Origin of the sequence: Haloarcula sp. CGMCC 1.6347 (assembly GCF_037078395.1) — an archaeon.
Taxonomy (GTDB): Archaea; Halobacteriota; Halobacteria; order Halobacteriales; family Haloarculaceae; genus Haloarcula; species Haloarcula amylolytica.
The window spans coordinates 509561-526287 of the sequence record NZ_JAYMGX010000002.1; the positions used below are offsets into that span (position 1 = coordinate 509561).

The following is a 16727-nucleotide window of genomic DNA, read 5'->3' on the forward strand; positions in this document are numbered from 1 at the left end:
ACCAGGCTCAGGCCAGCTCTGCGACCGTCGCCTCGACCTGTTCGACCCGCGAGCGGTTGGTCGTGGCGTCCTTCTCGACGCGAACGAGGTCGTCGGCCGCGCCGACCAGTTCTTCGTCGTGGCTAACCACGAGAATCTGCTCGACGCCGACCTCGTCGCGCATGTACTCCACGAGGTCGAGCAGTTGCGTGACGTGGCCAGAATCCAGGAACACCGTCGGCTCGTCGAGGATGAGCGGCGGCATCGGCGCGGCCCCGTCGATGCCCTCCGCGAGCAGGCGGTAGATAGCACACCGGAGGCTGAGATTGAACAGCGCCCGCTCGCCGCCGGAGAGCTGTTCGGGCTCCAGGGGCTCGCCGTCCTTCTGGTACACCGTGAGCTGGTACTGCCCGTCGAGTTCGATGTGGGAGTACGAATCGTTCTGGTACACCAGGTCGAACGTCTGATTGAGCATCCGTTCGAGCGTCTCGACGTTGCGCTGGCGCAGTTCCGCCCGGAGCGCCCCGTACATCTCCTGAAGCTCCTCTGTCTCCTCGTACAGCGTGTCCAGTTTTTCGAGGGTCGCTTCGAGGTCTTCACGACGCTCCCGTAGCGACTCCAGCTCCTCGATTTCGTTCGTGACACCACCGATGGCGTTTTGCAGTTCGTTGCGTTTCTCGCGTTTCTCCGCCAGCGTCTCCTCGGCCTGTTCGATGTACTTTTTCGCGCGCTGCTTCTCGCTTCGAGCCTCTTCGATACGCTCCTCGTCGAACGACTCCGCGAGGTCCTGCTTGCGCTCGCGCTTCTCCGCGAGCTGTTCGCGGCGCTGGTCGTTCAGTTCGGCTTGCTGACTGCGCTTCTCGCGCAGGCGCTCGATGTCGTCGTCGCAGTCGTCGATGTTCCCAAGGAGGTCTTCGACCCGCTCCAGATGCTCGATTGACTGCTTGACCTGCTGGCGCTCCTGATTGCACTCGGCGACGACCGAGCGGCAGTCTTCCGCCTGCTCGCGGGCTTCGGCGGCTTTCTCGCGTTTCGTCTCGGCCTCGGACTCGTGGTCCGCTGCTTCCTTGCGGAGTGTCTCGATGCGCTCCTGATCCGCGTCCAGCCCGTTCTCCTTCTCCTCGACTAGTTGGACGATGTTCGAGCGGTTGTTCGCAAGCGTCGCCAGTTCGTCTGCGGTCTCGACCAGTTCTCTCGCCGTCTCGTGTTCCGATTCCAGTTCCGCGACCGTCTCGCGGGCGTCCGAAAGCGTCGCCTCCAGCTCCGATATCCGCTCGCGGTCGTCCTCGATGGAGGCGACGTGTGGCGACTCGGCCACGTCCTGCCCGCACTCGGGGCACTTGCCGGCCTCCAGCAGCGCCTCGGCTTCTTCGAGTGACTCCCGCTCGTTCTTTAGCTTCGTCTCCAGCTCGGTCACTCGCTGACGGGCGTCCTCAAGGTCGCTGGCGACGGATTCCTTGTGCGCGTCCGCTCCGTCGCGGTCGGTCGGCGCGTCCTCGAATCTGGCTTCGAGGTCGGCGATCTGGTCGTCGATGTCGCTGATCTGTTCGCGGCGCTCGGCGATGGTCTCCCGCGCCGCTTCGAGATCGGCTTCGAGTTCGTCGGCTTCCTCGCGTTTGTCCTCGGCCCGGGATTCGAGGTCCGCGGCGCTCTCGGCCAGCGCGTCGGCCGTGCTGCTGTGTTCTTTCGCGTCGACGCGCTGATCCTCGATCCGGCTCTGCAGGTCGTCGTCGCGGGACTGCAGTTCGTCGAGCCGTGCGTCGACGGTGTCCGGGTCCGGCTCTGCGCTGTCGAGGTCGGTTTCGGCCACCGTTTCCGAGAGGTCCTCCCGCAGCGACTCCCGGCGGTCCTGCAGGTCGCTGATCTGCTCTTTGAGCTCGGTACGTTCCGTCTCCGTCTCGGTGATGGTCGTCTCTAACTCCTCGATGTCGGCTTCGAGGGTCGACAGCTCCTCGCGTTTCTCCTCGTACTCTTCCAGTACGGACTCGGCCTGCGTGAGCGTCTCCTCGGCGGTGACCTTCTGGTCCTCGATGTGTTCGATTTCGACCTGTAGATTGGACTCCTTCGTTTCCAAACTGTTCAGGCGCTCGTGGAGCTCTTTCTCCTCTTTCTCTTGAATCTGCTCGTCGAGTTGTGAGAGTGCCCCCTGTTTGTCATCGCGCACGCGGCCGACGCCGACACGGGCGTCGCTGGCCCGCTCCCGGTACTCCTCCAGTTTCCCCAGTTGCAGGAGGTCATCGAGCATGTCCTGCCGGTCGCCCGGCGAGGCGTTGATGAGCTTGTTCACCTCGCCCTGGCGGACGTAGGCGCAGTTGACGAACGCCTCGCTGTCCATCCGAAGGAGTTCCGTAATGCGTCGGCGCACGTCACGCGCCCCTTCGTAGTTGCCTTCGGGCGTCTCAAGCACGCATTTGGCCGTTGTCGGTTGTGCCCCGGTCGCACGCACCCGGCGAGTGAGGTGGTAGTCGCCACCGGCGTGGGAGAACCACAGTTCGACGGTACAGTCATCGGCCCCGATAGTGACCACATCACCGAGATTCTCATCCAGCGCCTTCGAGCCGTACAGCGCGAAGAAACAGGCCTCAAGCAGGGAGGACTTTCCGCTCCCATTGAGTCCGTGGATGACGGTCACGCCGCTGTCCAGTCGCAGGTCTGCATCGTCGTAGCACTTGAAATTAGATAGCTTGACGCGTTGGAATTTCATTGTCGACCCTCCATTACAGGAACTCCTCGACGCTCGCCTGACTCTCGGTGTCCGTGCCGTCGGCTTCGTTCACCGCCGCTCCGTCGTCAGTGTCGTCCTCGTCCGTGCCTGCGTTGGCTTCCGTTTCGGGCGCTCCGTCGCTCGTGGCCGCCCCCGTATCGGCTGCGAGGGCGTCCGAACCCTCGGAGAGCAGTTCACGAACGTGTCGTTCGACCTCGTCTTTGACGTTCGCATCGGCGACCTTCGAGGCGCGAATCGTCTCGTCGATGTCGTAGGCGGCCTCGCTCAGGCCGAGGTCGCGGACGCGCTCTGTGACGGCGTCGTCGGGGTCGGCGAAGCTGATATCCGTTTCGTGGTCCTCGGCCGTGATTTCCCGGTGGTCGGTGACGCGAGCCACGAGTGCCCCTCGGTCAAGTGCGAACGATTCGACGCTGGCTGGGGTCACTGGGTCGCCGTCGCCACTGATCGAGACGATGACGACGGCGTCCTCCAGGTCGTGCTGGCCGACGCGACTCCGAACCCGTTCGACGCCCTCCTCGGGCCCGAGGTCCACGTCGACGAAGACGAACTCGCGGGTGTCGAGGCCGCGGCGGGTGATACGGACCTCGTCGTCGAAGGTGACGATGTTGTAGCCGCGGTCCTCTCGCTCGCTCGCGCTCGCGCGCTCGGTCGATCCACAGTATGTGACCCAGGTGTCCTCGATTTGCTGTTTACCGGGGTCGTGGTTGTCGCCGAGCAACATCGCGTCGAAGGTCACCGACGACTCGGTCAGAATTTGTTCGGCGTCCCAGTCGCCGTAGTCGAAGGGCTGGAACAGGCCGTGAGTGACCAGTGCGGCGCTGTCGGCGTCGTGGGAGGCGAAGTCGTAGTCGAGGTCCTCGCGCTGTGACCGGGGCACGAAATCGAGCCCGTAGAAGGCGGTGTCGCCGATGACGGTCGGCTCGTCGTCGAGCCGCGTCGCCAGACCGAGTGACTCGTACAGGTCGAGCCACTGGGCGTCGCGTTTTGCCTCGTGGTTACCCACAACGGCAAGAAACGGAATACCGGCTTCGGAGAGTTCTTCGAGAACGGTCAGCGTGCCCATGATATCAGCCAGCGCCGGGCGGCGGTCGTGGAACAGGTCACCGGCGTGGACGACGGCGTCCGCGTCGTCCGCGATGGCGTCTCGGACCACCTGCCGGAACGCATCGAGGAAGTCGTCCCGTCGGTCGGGGACGTTGTACTGCTGATACCCGACGTGGGTATCGCCGGTGTGTATCACCCGTGTCATTTGCCCACCTGTAAGCCAGCGCCACCTAAAGGGGTATCGTGACCGCAGTGAAAGTGGTCGACCACGATGCGGTCGGCCCGGTGGCTACGACCCATCGCTGGGCCCCGCCGCGGCGTCGCGGTATCGCCGGAACGCTCGCAGAGTCGCCCGCCCCTCGTCGGCCAGCCCGCTCACTTCGTGTTCGGCCTGTGCGACGGCCGCTTCGAGTCGCCCGACGCCGAACGTCTCGACGAAGGCGACCGCCTCGTCTAAGTCGTCGGTCGCCTCGGTCGCTCGCTCGATGACTGTCCGGTAGTCGGCGTCGCCGCCTGTATCGCGGGTGCCAATCCGGCCTGTGCTACAGCCGTCCTCTCCGTCGGCTACTCGCAACGCTCCGCCTCCGTCGTCGCTGTTGTCGCCCTCCCCGTCAGCGAGTGCCGCGAGTGCCGCTTTCACCTGGTCGCTATCGGCCATAGAACGGCGTGGCCACGGCATCCGAAATAAACGTTTGCTGGCTCCGGGTCAGTTGATGGCGCGCTCGAGACACCCGTTCAACTCGAACCGATTGAAAAAGCGTACAGTTTGGTGACGTAACCGGTTCGATAGAACTAACAGCCCAGTCCCGGTGGTACAGGACGAAAATCCACTGTCGGATGGCCTCCACAATGTCTCTACGCACACTCCGCTCCGACGACCGCGCGCTCTCCTCGGTCACAATCGTCGCGCTACTGATTCTGGCAACCCTGCTCATCTCCGTCGTCCTCGCGCTGTTCATCCTCGGCGGGTGAGGCGGGACGAGCACTTGCTGGCAGCAGCCGGTACGCTTCCCGCAGCTCCCCGTCCGAGCGTTCAAATACCAACACGCGACCAGGGCCGGGCATGACAGATATCGAGACGCTGGCCGAACGGCTCCGCACGGTCGAACGCGCGGTCACGGACGGAACGACGGAGTTCCCGGAGGTGACGGAACTCGCTGAGTTGGAGAGCCGCGTGGACACCATCGAGCAGCGTATCGACGACATCGACGAGCGGACGGCGGAGATCGAAGCCGCCACGCAGGCCCTCCGCGGCTACGTGGGGAACATCCGCGCGGTCAACGAAGATGTCGAGCAACGCGCCGACGCGGCGCTGGCGGCGACCGACCGACTGGAAGTCCGACTCGACGAAGCACTGTCGTCGTCGGCATCTGACCCATCAGCGGCGGGGACCGACCAGTTACGGGCGGAGACAGTACAAGGCCATCCAGGCTTGTCGGATAGCGGCGAGCACAGAGAAACGAACGCCACGACCGAGGAACCGACCGATTTCTCCGCCATCACCGACGGCGGTGATCCCGACGACGAGACCACTGACGCGGGCGTTATCGGACGTATCCGTGCGCTGCTGTGATACACCGGCTGGTTCTCGCCGTCGCGGTCATGACCGCACTTGTCGGTGCAACAGCGCCAGCGCTATCGACGGCCCGAGCAGACGCAGCCAGTGGTGCCATGGAGCGTCAACTGGACGAACTGGGGGCCGAATTGACCACTTTAGTCGAGACTGACGACGCGACGGCGAACGGCGACGCGCGGCGTGCAGTGGAGATACGACTCCCCCCGCGGAGCTACACGAACGCCGGCGTCAGTCGACTGCAGTTCGCCGAGCGGGCCGGTGTTGGCGTCGCGACCTGGACAGTCGAGTCACGGAAGCGGACCGAGCGGCTGGTCGGTATCCCGATCCGAACGACGGCGTCGACCGACCGGCTCGACGAACCCGGTACACATCGACTCGTGTTCGTCTTGACGCGGTCGGACAGCCAGCGGGTGCTGAGGGTCCATCGGTTTAAGTCCGAAGCCGCGGCGAGGAACGACCATGCGTGAGTGGCTCTTCGGGTCATCGGCGTCGGACTGCCGCTGTGAAACGGCAATCGAGGGTGAGCGGCTGGTGGTGACGGCGGATCAGTGTCCGGGCGGTGGCGACCTCGCCGCGTCGGCTGACTGCCGGGCGACGGTCGTCGATTCGCTCTCGTCGACCGGTATCGATACCGTCGTCACGGAGCAAGCAGGACAGGAGCGAGTGTACGTCGACCGGGCGGCGGCGGTACTCACCGCGGCTGGCCGGTTCGCGACCAGAGTCGCCTCGCTGGACGACCGCCTCGCAGACCGCGCTCGCCGGGACCCCGTCGCTGCCGCCGCGGAGGCAGTCGGTCGAGCGGGGCCGGTCGCTGACCTGGCAGCGGAGACCGGGTTGGCGGTCGCCACAGAAGGCTTCGATACCAGCGAGCAGGCGCTCACTGCATACACTGGGCCAACGATTAGCGACGCCCGCGTCGGCGCAGCGCCGCCGGCGGCTGCGGCTCTCCGGGACCAGCAAACGCTCCCGACAGAGGCCGTCGTTCGGCGATACGACACGCGCAGCGACCACCTGCCGATGTATCATATCGAGCCCCGCGAACAGCGGTTCGACGTGGATACGATGGAGACGCTCGTCGAAGCGTACGAGCGAGTCGCCACCGCTGCCGCCGACGGCGACTGTCACCCGTACGACGCAGCTACCGCGGTGGCCGGCGACAGTACGACGGCAACCGCTGTCGGTGCCGTGCTGGAGAAACACACGGGCGGGCTCGGGATTCTGGAAGATATCTTCGCCGATCAGCGGGTGTCCGACGTGTTCGCGACAGCCCCAGTGAGTGACACCCGGCTCCGAGTGCGTTGTGACAGCGAGACGATGCGGACGAATGTCCGCCTGACGCCGGCGGGCGCGAACACGCTGGCGTCGACGTTCAGACGGTCGAGCGGCCGGGCGTTCTCGCGAGCGAGCCCGACGCTCGATGCGACGGCGACGGTGGCTGACCGACAGATTCGCGTCGCCGGTGTGAGCGAACCGGTCAGTGACGGCCTCGCCTTCGCCTTTCGCGCCCATGACAGCGACGTGTGGCGGCTGGCCGACTTCGTCGACAACGGGACGATGCCGACAGCCGTCGCCGGGCTGCTCTCCGTCGCCGCGGAGCGCGGCGGGGCCTGTCTCGTCGCCGGCCCCCGCGGCGCGGGCAAGACGACGACGCTCGGGGCGTTGCTCTGGGAACTCCCCTACGAGGTCCGGACTATCCTTATCGAGGACACGCCCGAACTTCCGGCGTCGTCCCTGCAGTCCGACGGGCGGGACGTGCAGGCGCTTCGGACCGCCCGCGGAGAGGGGCCGTCGGTCGACGCCTCGGAGGCCCTGCGGACCGCGCTCCGGCTCGGCGAGGGCGCGCTCGCCGTTGGGGAGGTCCGCGGCGAGGAGGCCAGCGTTCTCTACGAGGCGATGCGTGTCGGTGGCGGCGACGGGGCCGTCCTCGGGACGATTCACGGCAACGGCCCCGAAGCGGTTCGGGAACGGCTGGTGTCGGACCTCGGCGTCCCGGTGCAGTCGTTCGCTGCGACGGACCTCGTGGTGACGCTGGCTCCGCCCGCGTCGGAACACGGCCGCGGTATCGCATCTGTCGCGGAGATCGTCTCCCACGACGACGACGTTTCTTTCGAGATGCTCTACGAGCGCGACGGAGCGACGGCGACAGCCACCGGTCGCTTAGAGCGGGGCAGCAGCCGTCTGGTGGAGTCACTCGCCGCACCCGGCGAGTCCTACGCCGAGGTACTCGACGCTGTCGAGGCGCGAACCGAACGATTCGAGGAGTCAGTGGCTGTCGAGACACGCGGGAACGAGCCACCCACAGACGAGGTCCAGCCGTGAGCCACGCCAGCGGTTCAGACGGCGACAACGACAACGCGAGCACAGCACCAGCCGCACCGCCCACAACCGCAGTCGGTGCGGCCTCTCCTGGCACTATCGAGGTACCAGACGACTACCGGCGAGCGTGTCGGCTGCTCTCGGTTTCGGCCCCGCCTGAGGCACTACTGACGGCGAGCTACGCCGTTGCGGTGTGTGGCTCCCTGCTCGCACTGGTCGCCGCTGTGACGGTGACCGGACTGCTGGCGACGACTGTCAGCCTCGGACTCCTCGCCCTGTCCCTGAGCGTCGCGGCGCTGGGACGGTACGGCGTGCCGTTCGCCGCCGAAGCAAAGCGGATTCGAGCGCTGGGGACCGCGCCGTCGCTCGTAACGACACTGGTGCTCGGCGCGACGCTGTGGCCCAGCGCCGAGCGGGCGGCGGCGTTCGCCGGACGGGCCGGAAACGGCCTGCTCGCCACACGGCTGCAACACCATCGACAGCGAGCCGCGGGCACGCCACGGAGCGGTCTGGGAACGTTCGCGGCGTCATGGGGTAGCCGGTTCCCAGCGCTCGAACGCGCTGTCGGGCTGGTCGAGAACGCGACGCTGGCCCCGACCGAGGAGCGCCCCGAGGTCCTCGAACGCGCACGGCAATGCATCCTCGACGGGACGCGCGACGAAATGGCGGCCTTCGCGGCCTCACTCCGAGGTCCGGCGACCGGTCTGTACGCGTTCGGTGTCCTCCTGCCGCTGGCGATGGCGTCCTTGCTGCCCGCCGCCGCTGCCGCGGGTGTGCCAGTGACCGCCCCTGTGCTGGTCGGGACCTACGGCGTGGTCTTTCCCGGCGCACTGTTGGTCGCCTGTTGCTGGCTCCTGGGCCGGCGACCGGTCGCGTTCCCGCCAGCGACAATCCCGCGAAGCCACCCGGACGTGCCGGCGTCGGCACTTCCATCGGTCGCGTGCGGCATCGTCGCCGGAATCGGGGGGTGGCACCTTGCCGGCGCGCTCGTCGCTGCGTGGGCGTCGCCTATCGGGGCGCTCGGGACCGGTGCCGGGAGCGCGCTCGTCAGCTACTACCGACCCATCGCTGAGGTCCGCGACCGCGTCACCGACATCGAAGCGGGTCTCCCCGACGCGCTGTCTGCCGTCGGTCGACGGCTGGACCGCGGCCAGTCAGTCGAAGCCGCGCTCGTCGAGGCTGTCGACGAGGCTCCCGAACCCACCAGCGGCGTCATCGAAGCCGCCGCCGCCCGACAGGAGCACCTCGGAACCAGCGTCGAGGAGGCATTTCTCGGCCCTGGCGGTGCACTCGCTGACGTTCCGAGCCGTCGGGCTCGTCGAGTGGCGACCCTGCTGGATACGGCCGCAACAATCGGGCCACCGGCGGGGGAGTCCGTGACGACGATGGGAGAACATCTGGACGCGCTCCGGGCCATCGAGCGCGAGACGCGTCGCGACCTCTCGCAGATAACCGAAACGCTGTCGAACACCGCCGGGCTGTTCGGGCCGCTGATCGGCGGTGCGACCGTCGCGCTGGCTGGCTCGATGGTCGGCGGCGAGCAGTTCGCCACCGTTCCGAGCGCGGTGCTGGGGCCGGTCGTCGGCTGGTACGTCCTCGTTCTGGCTGTCCTGTTGACGGCGCTGTCGACGGGCCTGCACCGCGGACTCGACCGCGCGCTCGTCGGCTACCGAACCGGTCTGGCGCTCCTGTCGGCCACGGCCACCTTCTTCGTTGCCGTCGTTGCCACCGGGCTGCTGGTCTGAGGTTTTAAATCGGAGAACGCGGCCAGGCCGTTCCATGTTCGAGACGCACGTCGATACGCTGTACCTCTGGGTCGGCCTGGGGACGGTGAGCGTGGCCGTCCTCGGAGTTGTTGTCGGTCTCCCGACGACCGCACCGCCGGACGCGACGGCGACGGCTGCGACTATCGATGAGGTCACAACAAGTCCGCCCGGATCCGTCGCACATCGACGCCTCGCCGCTGCAGAGTGGGCGTTCGACGGTCGCGAAATCAACCTCCGCAACGACGGCGGGACAGCCACGGCACGACTGATCCGAGCGGCTGTCCCGGCGCGGACCGACCGGCTACAGGCAGTGGTGAACGGGGAGCGGCCGAAGGCGGTGTACGACTCACCAGAAGCGTTCAGTCAGGAGGTCCGCAAGGCGCGGAACACGGACACGACGTGGCGACCGGCCCCCGAGCGACTGACGGTCAGGCACGTCGCCTGGGGAGGGACCGATGTCGCCATCGTCGGATAGAGCGACGACGGAGCCGCTGGCCGCGCTCGTCGCTGTCTTCGCCGTCACGCTCGGCGTGGCGCTGTACGCTGGCGTGGTAGACGAAGCGTTCGGAACGCTCGACGACGACCGCAATATCGCCACCCCGACCGCCGATGCTGTGGAACAGCGGCTCTCGTCGGCCGGCGTCGTCCGGCCCGGAAGACTCAACAGCGCGCTCGATACGGTTCCGGCGAACTACCACGGGAACGCGACCATCACGGCGACGACCGGCGAGCGATGGAGCAGTGGCCGGAAGTCACCGAGCAACGCTGACACCGAAACCAGAACGGTGAGCGTGCGGGTCGGGCCGGGGGCAGTCCGCCGGGGAACGCTCACCGTTCGGGTGTGGCGATGACCCGAGCCATGAGCGCCGTCGCCGACGTGACGGTGTTTCTCCTGCTCGTCGGTGCGGCCGCGGGGACTCTCGTGAGCGGCGTGGGAGTCGAGAAGCCGGCGGCGACCACGAACCCCGCGGCCGAGCAAGCGTCGACACTGGCGACGAGCACCGCGAGCGTCGAGTATGATCTGGTCGTCCCTCCGTCAGATCGTCGTACGCCACCCGACAACGCTACGCGGCGGGAGCGGACGAGTCACGGGACCGTCGCGGAACTGCTCGGTGAGGCGGCGATGAGCGGTGTCACCGTGGACGGCGAGCGGGTATCGAGCGCCGGCGCGGACTTCGAGTCCCGAGTCGCTGTGGCGACGCGTGACAGACTCCACAGCCGTGGGCATCGAACGTCCGTCCGCGTCACCTGGGCACCGTATCCCAGTGCGCCAGTCAGCGGCGAGTACCGCGTCGGCGACCGGCCCCCTGACAGCGTGGACGTTCGAGCGGCGACGGTAACAGTCCCGAGCGGGATGGAGAACGTCTCGGAGCCGGCCCGCGAAGCGGCGAAGACAAACGGCTACGATGGCGTGGCGACGGTCGTGGCTCGGAGCGTCGTCGACGGGCTGTTCCCGCCGACACAGTCGCGGTATGCTCTCCGTGGCGACTACCCCTCGGACGTGCTGCTGGCCGCGCGGTACGAGCGTATGGCCGACCTGACGGGGGCGAGCGTTGCCGTTGAGAAGCAATCGACGACAGAAATGAACCGCGACCTGACCGCGGCGCTCGCCGCCCGGCTTCAGACCGATATGCGGTCGCGGTACGACGCGCCAGCGGACGCCGCCCGCGCCGTTCGAGTGAGCCGTGTCCGCGTAACTGTCAGGACGTGGTCCCCGTGAGAGACGACACCCGCGGCCGGATCCCGTTCGCGTTGCTCGGCGTCCTCCTCCTGGTGAGCAGCCTCACGCTGGCCCCGACGTTCGTCACCGAGCCGGCCCCGAGCGAAACAGCCGTCGAGCGGGCGCTGAATCAGGCCACGGCAGAGACGCAGGTCGCCGTGCGGGACGGCGTCTCGACGGCTGGCCGGCAGGCGGCCGCGAACCCGGTCGTCACGCCGGCCGATACGCCCACTGGCCGGGTGCTGAACGACTCGACGGCGTTCCGGGACTCGCTCAGAATACGCGCCTATCTCCGGGTTGCGGACCGACTGGGGAGCGTCACCGGCCGAAGCGGTGACGTGACCGTGACCGCCAGTTTGCCGACGGTTTCTAACGCCAGCAACCTCCGGGCTGCGAAACGTCGCGTCTCGGTCGAACGCGCCGGGCCAAACGAGACCGCGATGCGGGCGACGGTCGAGAATGTCGTCCTGACGGTTCGGCGCAACGGCGCAGTGGTCTCGACGCGGCGGGTTTCGCCGACCGTCGTCGTCCCGAACCAGGCGCTCATGCTCCATGAGCAGGTATCGACCTACCAGACGCGGCTGAACAACGGTCTGGACAAGCCGGGCCTGAGCCAGCGGATGACAGCGCGTCTGTACCCGATGGCGTGGGCGAGAGGCTACGCCCAGTACGGCGGCGCAGGCATCGAGAACGTCGTCGCGAACCGGCACGTCTCGCTGGCGACGAACGGCGCACTGCTCGGCGTCCAGCGGTCGACCTTCGGCCGGAGCGACCCCGCCGGTCGTCGTGCCTTGACGGAGGCGACAGCGATGACGGGAATCGAAGATATAATTCGGGGAAGCAAGGGAACCGCTGTCTCCAGCGACGTACTCGACCAGACCGAGTACAAACCAGTCAGCGAGACGCCGCCGCGCCCGAAATCCACGGCCAGTCCGAGCCCGGAGGATTCGATGACCATCGGCGTCAACGAGACGGCCGACACCGCGTTCCGGTCCGTCACCGAGCCGTCGGCGCTCAACGAAACGCTCGAAGACGCGTACACCGTCGAGGTAGCGCTGGAAGTCGACGAGCACCGACTGGGCGGGGGGCCGCCGGGGAAGCCGGCCTCGCCGGGCAGCGAGTGGACACTAGTCGCCGACCGGACGACTACCGCTACAGAGGCAGTCGGGAACGCCAGCGGGGGTGTTGCGACGCCGGACGGCTGGCACAGATTGGAGACGTTCAGCCGGACCGTCGAGCGACAGTACACGCGGACCGCCGTCTGGCAGAACGGGTCAGTACGTCGGCGCACGACTGCGTCGAGCACCGCGCGCTATCGCGTGACCGTCGCCGTCGTCGGCCGCCATCACGGCCGTTCAGTGGCACCGAACCGCTCGATTCGGACCGCACACGACGCCAGCGCAAGCCCGTTGAACGGGTCGAACCTCGCCGACGTGGAGCCGAAGGCGATGGACACGCTCGTCGGCCACGCCGGGGGTCGAGACGAAACTGCCGAGCGAGTCGTCGACGACAGCCTGGGCCGGACGGCGGCGACGGTGACGGCCGACCACCCGCCAGAACTGCACGACTGGGTGTACCGGGACCTGATGGGCCTTCGAGCGGCGATCCGCAACACGTCGGTCACCGTCGAGCGCGGACGCGTCGGGACCTTCGAGACGAATCCCCCGAAGGAACTCAGAGGGCGGATCGCGCAACGCCGTGCCCGCCTCGCGGCCGTGCCGGACACCTACGACAGCACGGCCCAGAAGGCAGGCGTGGCGGCCCGGCTGACCTATCTGAATGCAGTGTTGGCGGAGCTAGATAGGCAGGCCTCGGCTCGGGACAGTAACCGGAAGCAAGTCGACGCACAGCTAACGGAACGCACCGAAGGGTCGCTGCGTGCCCTCCGAAAAGGGCTAACCGCCCGTGAAACGCGTATTCCACGGTCACGCCCGGTCCCGGTCGGTCCGGCCGGCCCCGTCAGGACGCGGATCGATACGCAGACGCCGTATCTGACGCTGGCCGAACTAGACGAGAGTCGGTATCGCGCGCTGGACGGGAGCGAGCATCCGCTGGTGGCGCGGAACGCGAACGTGTTCACGGTCCCCTACGGCGACGCCGCCGACGCCGTCGTTGGCGGTGCGTTCGAGGGTGGCGATAGGGTGCGCCTTGCAACGGCAGCGAACGCACTCGCAGCCGCCAACGAAACCCTCGAAAACGGGTCGAACGCCACGCTCACCGCGGAACGCGACGCGCTCCAGCGGGAGGTCGAAGCGGCCAACGAGGAGCTGACGACGACGCTCTGGCTGGCAGTCTCCCAGCACACCGAAGCTGAACAGGACGAGAGCAAGGCCATTGTCACTGAAGCGCTGTCGCCATGGGACACATCGGCGGCCCGAGCGCTGGCGCTGACCAACGGCTCCGCGCAGGAACGGGTCGCCCACGTCGCCGGTGCCCGGCTGAACCTCACGCGGGTCGAACGCGACCGCCTTCGCCTGACGCTGCTCTCGGTCGACACGCCAGCGACCAGACCGACGCTGGGGTCGACGAACGGGACGGCCTCGGCGGTGCGGTCCGTTGCGAAAGACGAACTGCGCAGAGCGCTGGCTGATGCCGGCAAAAAGAAGGCTCAACAAATCGCGACGAAGCGGCTCGGGACGGACAAACTGCCGGCTGGCCTCCCGCTGGCCCCGCCAGTCACCCCCTGGTACGCGACGGCGAACATCTGGTGGGTGACCGTCGAGGGCGAGTACGCCAGGCTCGCCGTCTCTGCGAGTCACGGCCCGCCGAGCGAGCCAGGCGCACGGACCACCTATGCGCGTGACGGGCACAACGTCACGCTCGACGTGGACGGCGATGGAGCGGTCGAGCGACTGGGTACCGCCGACCGCGTCTCGTTCAGAGCCGAGACGGGCGTCGTCGTCGTGGTGCCGCCCAAGCCGCGCGGGGTCGGTGACAAGGGCGGGACCGCCGTGGAGAAATCGAGCGGGTGGCCGGACGCAGGTGCCTGACCCCGGGCCGCATAACCGAAGTGAAATACCCCGGGGCCATACCGACGGCCATGCTCCGAGGCGAGTTTCCTGATGCGGGCGAGCAGTCACCCGATGAGTTACTGGCGGCCTACGGCACCGTGCTGGCCGAGACAGTCGAGACAGTCGGCGTCGAGGAAATCGCCGCCGAGACCGGTCTCGACCGGACGACGGTGACAGCGTTTGCGGACGGCGATATCGGCGACCGAACGCTCGATGAGGCGGTCGCTGTGCTGGCGACCGGACCGAACCGGCCGGACGCCGACGCGCTACAGGCCGAAGCCCAGGACATCCTTCTGATGGGGATGACGACGGCTGTAATGGATGTCGAATCGCTGGCCTCCGGCATCGACGACGAACTGGAGCCGAAAGAGATCCAGCAGAAAATCGAGGGTCGCTACCCGATAACACTGGCCGAGTACGCCCTCCTGCACAGCCACATCGAGGGGGAGAAGCGGTGACGGAGCGCGTCGCCATTCTGGGCTGTGGCTACGTCGGCCTCGAACTCGGACGGCAGTTACAGGACGATCATGAAGTCGTCGGCGTTCGCCGGTCCGCCGGCGGTATCGAAGCTATCGAGGACGCCGGTTTCGAGGCCGTCCGGGCCGACGTGACCGACCCCGAGTCGCTGGCCGCGGTGCCGGACGCCGACTGGCTCGTCTTCGCCGCGAGTTCCGGCGGCCGCGGAGCCGAGGCCGCCCGCGAGGTGTACGTCGAAGGACTCCGGACGGCTATCGACCACTTCTGGTCTCGGGCCGACCCGCCCGAGCGGCTGGTGTACACCTCAAGCACAGGCGTCTACGGCGACCACGACGGCGCGTGGGTCGACGAGGAGACGGCACTGGACCCACAGACCGAGAAGACCGAGGTACTGGCCGAAGCAGAGCGCGTGGCGCGCGAGCGCCCCGTGGAACACGGCGGCCACGGCGCAGTCGCTCGCTTCGCTGGCCTGTACGGCCCGGAGCGCTACCGACTGGAGCGGTACCTGGAGGGACCGGTGACGGCCGGCTACCTGAATATGGTCCACCGGGCCGACGCGACCGGGGCCGTGCGCCACCTGCTGACGGAAGACCACCGTGAGGAGGTCGTCCTGGTCGTCGACGACGAACCCGTCGAGAAGTGGGCGTTCGCCGACTGGCTGGCCGAACAGTGCGACGTCCCGTTCCCGCCGAAACAGACGACAGCGGAACGGCTGGCCGACGACAGCCTCTCAGAGACGGCGAAGCGCCGCATCCAGACGAGCAAGCGGTGTTCGAACGACCGTCTCCGGGAACTGGGCTACGAATTCGAGTACCCGACGTTCCGGGAAGGGTACCGCGACGCCGTCCGAAACTACCGGCAAAATTGACGGTATCGGGGGCGAACTTTATTACTGATAGGCTGGCGAACAGCGTGGTATGACACGCGTTGCCGCCGGCGGACTCCAGATCGACGCCGCCGCGGCGTTCGCTAGCGAGAATCCCCTGCTGGTCGCTGGTGTCGCTGTGGTCCTTCTCGCCCTCCTCGGTGCCGGCATCTGGTTGCGTCGGTATCTCAGCCGAACGCCCGGCGAGCGACTGCGTCGGACGCTGACCGGCTACGACCGGATCGCGGTGTTGATGCACCCGAACCCGGACCCGGACGCGATGGCCTCTGCCCTGGCCGTCAACCAGCTCGTCGCCGGCACTGATACGTCAGCGTCGTTGCTGTACCCCGGGGAGATACGCCGCCCGGAAAACCGGGCCTTCCAGACGGTGCTGGATCTGGATTTCGACCACATCGAGACTGCCGACGACATCGACGGCGAGGCGGTCGTCCTCGTCGACCACAACACGGCACGCGGCTTCCCCGGTGCCGAAGAGATAGAACCGGTCGCCGTCATCGACCACCATCCCGGAAACGGCAGCGGGGACGAGTTCACGGACATCCGGTCCGATTACGGGGCCTGTGCGACCATCTTCGCGAGCTACTTCAATCAGTTGGAGTTCGAGTTCAGCGACACACAGGGGAACGGGGGTATCGATATCGACGCGGCACCGGCAGAAACTGTCCCCTGTGCGCTGGCAACGGGGCTGATGTACGGTATCCAGTCGGACACCCGGTCGCTGACCAACGGGTGTAAGTCCGAGGACTTCGCGGCTGCCGCGTACCTCTACGATGGGATGGACAGCGACCTGCTCAACCGCATCGCGAACCCCCAGGTCGACGCGGAAGTGCTCGACGTGAAATCCCGGGCTATCGGGAAACGAGAGGTGCGAGCGCCCTACGCGTTCAGCGATGTGGGCGAGGTATCGAACACGGACGCGATTCCGCAGGCGGCGGACGAACTAGAGACGTTAGAGGGCGTCTCGGCGGTCGTCGTCGTCGGCGAGAAGGAGGGGACCATGCGCATCGCCGGGCGCTCGCGGGACGACCGCGTCCACATCGGCCGGGCGATAGAGGCCGTCGTCGACGATATCCCAATGGCCGAGGGCGGCGGCCACGCTCGGATGGGCGGCGGCAAGGTCCCGGTCGAGCACATGGCCGGCCTCGGCCCGAGCGACGGCGTCTCCCGGGAAGACTTCCGCGAACGGGTGTTCGATGCCATGAGCGGCGAACTGTAACAGGCGACTCC

15 protein-coding genes are annotated in these 16727 nt (G+C 67.3%); 12 read left to right on the plus strand and 3 right to left on the minus strand.

Features of this window, described 5'->3' with window-relative positions:
- Nucleotides 1-7: 7 nt before the first annotated feature.
- The 3 genes from rad50 to VI340_RS11040 form a co-directional block, all read right to left on the minus strand.
- Nucleotides 8-2683 carry a DNA double-strand break repair ATPase Rad50 gene (gene rad50, locus VI340_RS11030; RefSeq protein ID WP_336358343.1) on the minus strand — a complete coding sequence of 892 codons (2676 nt, stop codon included), beginning with the start codon at nucleotides 2681-2683 and terminating at the stop codon, nucleotides 8-10.
- A gap of 13 nt (nucleotides 2684-2696) precedes the next feature.
- A complete protein-coding gene (gene mre11 / locus VI340_RS11035; RefSeq protein ID WP_008312432.1) occupies nucleotides 2697-3953 on the minus strand; it encodes a DNA double-strand break repair protein Mre11 in 1257 nt (418 codons plus the stop codon).
- 84 nt (nucleotides 3954-4037) lie between these two features.
- The gene (locus VI340_RS11040; RefSeq protein WP_336358344.1) at nucleotides 4038-4406 is read right to left on the minus strand and encodes a hypothetical protein; all 369 of its coding nucleotides are present in this window, start codon (nucleotides 4404-4406) and stop codon (nucleotides 4038-4040) included.
- 191 nt (nucleotides 4407-4597) lie between these two features.
- On the opposite strand from VI340_RS11040, the gene VI340_RS11045 reads away from it, so the two are divergent.
- The 12 genes from VI340_RS11045 to VI340_RS11100 all read left to right on the plus strand — a co-directional run bounded on the left by VI340_RS11045 (nucleotide 4598) and on the right by VI340_RS11100 (nucleotide 16716).
- Nucleotides 4598-4720 (plus strand): hypothetical protein, encoded by a 123-nt coding sequence (locus VI340_RS11045; protein ID WP_336358345.1) that lies wholly within the window; start codon nucleotides 4598-4600, stop codon nucleotides 4718-4720.
- A gap of 91 nt (nucleotides 4721-4811) precedes the next feature.
- Complete coding sequence (locus VI340_RS11050) at nucleotides 4812-5321, plus strand: DUF7310 family coiled-coil domain-containing protein (RefSeq protein WP_336358346.1); 510 nt, start codon at nucleotides 4812-4814, stop codon at nucleotides 5319-5321.
- Nucleotides 5318-5791 carry a DUF7311 family protein gene (locus VI340_RS11055; protein WP_336358347.1) on the plus strand — a complete coding sequence of 158 codons (474 nt, stop codon included), beginning with the start codon at nucleotides 5318-5320 and terminating at the stop codon, nucleotides 5789-5791. The genes VI340_RS11050 and VI340_RS11055 overlap by 4 nt, the downstream gene beginning before the upstream one ends.
- Nucleotides 5784-7643 carry an ATPase, T2SS/T4P/T4SS family gene (locus VI340_RS11060; protein ID WP_336358348.1) on the plus strand — a complete coding sequence of 620 codons (1860 nt, stop codon included), beginning with the start codon at nucleotides 5784-5786 and terminating at the stop codon, nucleotides 7641-7643. The genes VI340_RS11055 and VI340_RS11060 overlap by 8 nt, the downstream gene beginning before the upstream one ends.
- On the plus strand, nucleotides 7640-9385 hold the full coding sequence (locus VI340_RS11065) for a type II secretion system F family protein (RefSeq protein WP_336358349.1): 1746 nt from the start codon (nucleotides 7640-7642) through the stop codon (nucleotides 9383-9385). Before VI340_RS11060 ends, VI340_RS11065 begins: the two co-directional genes overlap by 4 nt.
- Nucleotides 9386-9419: 34 nt before the next feature.
- Nucleotides 9420-9881, plus strand: coding sequence for a DUF7283 family protein (locus VI340_RS11070; protein ID WP_008312417.1), 462 nt, complete (start codon nucleotides 9420-9422; stop codon nucleotides 9879-9881).
- The gene (locus VI340_RS11075) at nucleotides 9862-10257 is read left to right on the plus strand and encodes a DUF7285 family protein (RefSeq protein WP_008312415.1); all 396 of its coding nucleotides are present in this window, start codon (nucleotides 9862-9864) and stop codon (nucleotides 10255-10257) included. Before VI340_RS11070 ends, VI340_RS11075 begins: the two co-directional genes overlap by 20 nt.
- Nucleotides 10254-11126 (plus strand): DUF7284 family protein, encoded by an 873-nt coding sequence (locus tag VI340_RS11080; RefSeq protein ID WP_336358350.1) that lies wholly within the window; start codon nucleotides 10254-10256, stop codon nucleotides 11124-11126. The genes VI340_RS11075 and VI340_RS11080 overlap by 4 nt, the downstream gene beginning before the upstream one ends.
- Nucleotides 11114-14116 carry a DUF7286 family protein gene (locus VI340_RS11085; protein WP_336358351.1) on the plus strand — a complete coding sequence of 1001 codons (3003 nt, stop codon included), beginning with the start codon at nucleotides 11114-11116 and terminating at the stop codon, nucleotides 14114-14116. Before VI340_RS11080 ends, VI340_RS11085 begins: the two co-directional genes overlap by 13 nt.
- A 50-nt stretch (nucleotides 14117-14166) precedes the next feature.
- On the plus strand, nucleotides 14167-14595 hold the full coding sequence (locus VI340_RS11090; protein ID WP_008312409.1) for a DUF5791 family protein: 429 nt from the start codon (nucleotides 14167-14169) through the stop codon (nucleotides 14593-14595).
- A complete protein-coding gene (locus VI340_RS11095) occupies nucleotides 14592-15482 on the plus strand; it encodes an SDR family oxidoreductase (protein ID WP_008312407.1) in 891 nt (296 codons plus the stop codon). Before VI340_RS11090 ends, VI340_RS11095 begins: the two co-directional genes overlap by 4 nt.
- A gap of 49 nt (nucleotides 15483-15531) precedes the next feature.
- Nucleotides 15532-16716, plus strand: coding sequence for a DHH family phosphoesterase (locus VI340_RS11100; RefSeq protein ID WP_008312405.1), 1185 nt, complete (start codon nucleotides 15532-15534; stop codon nucleotides 16714-16716).
- Nucleotides 16717-16727 lie beyond the last annotated feature (11 nt).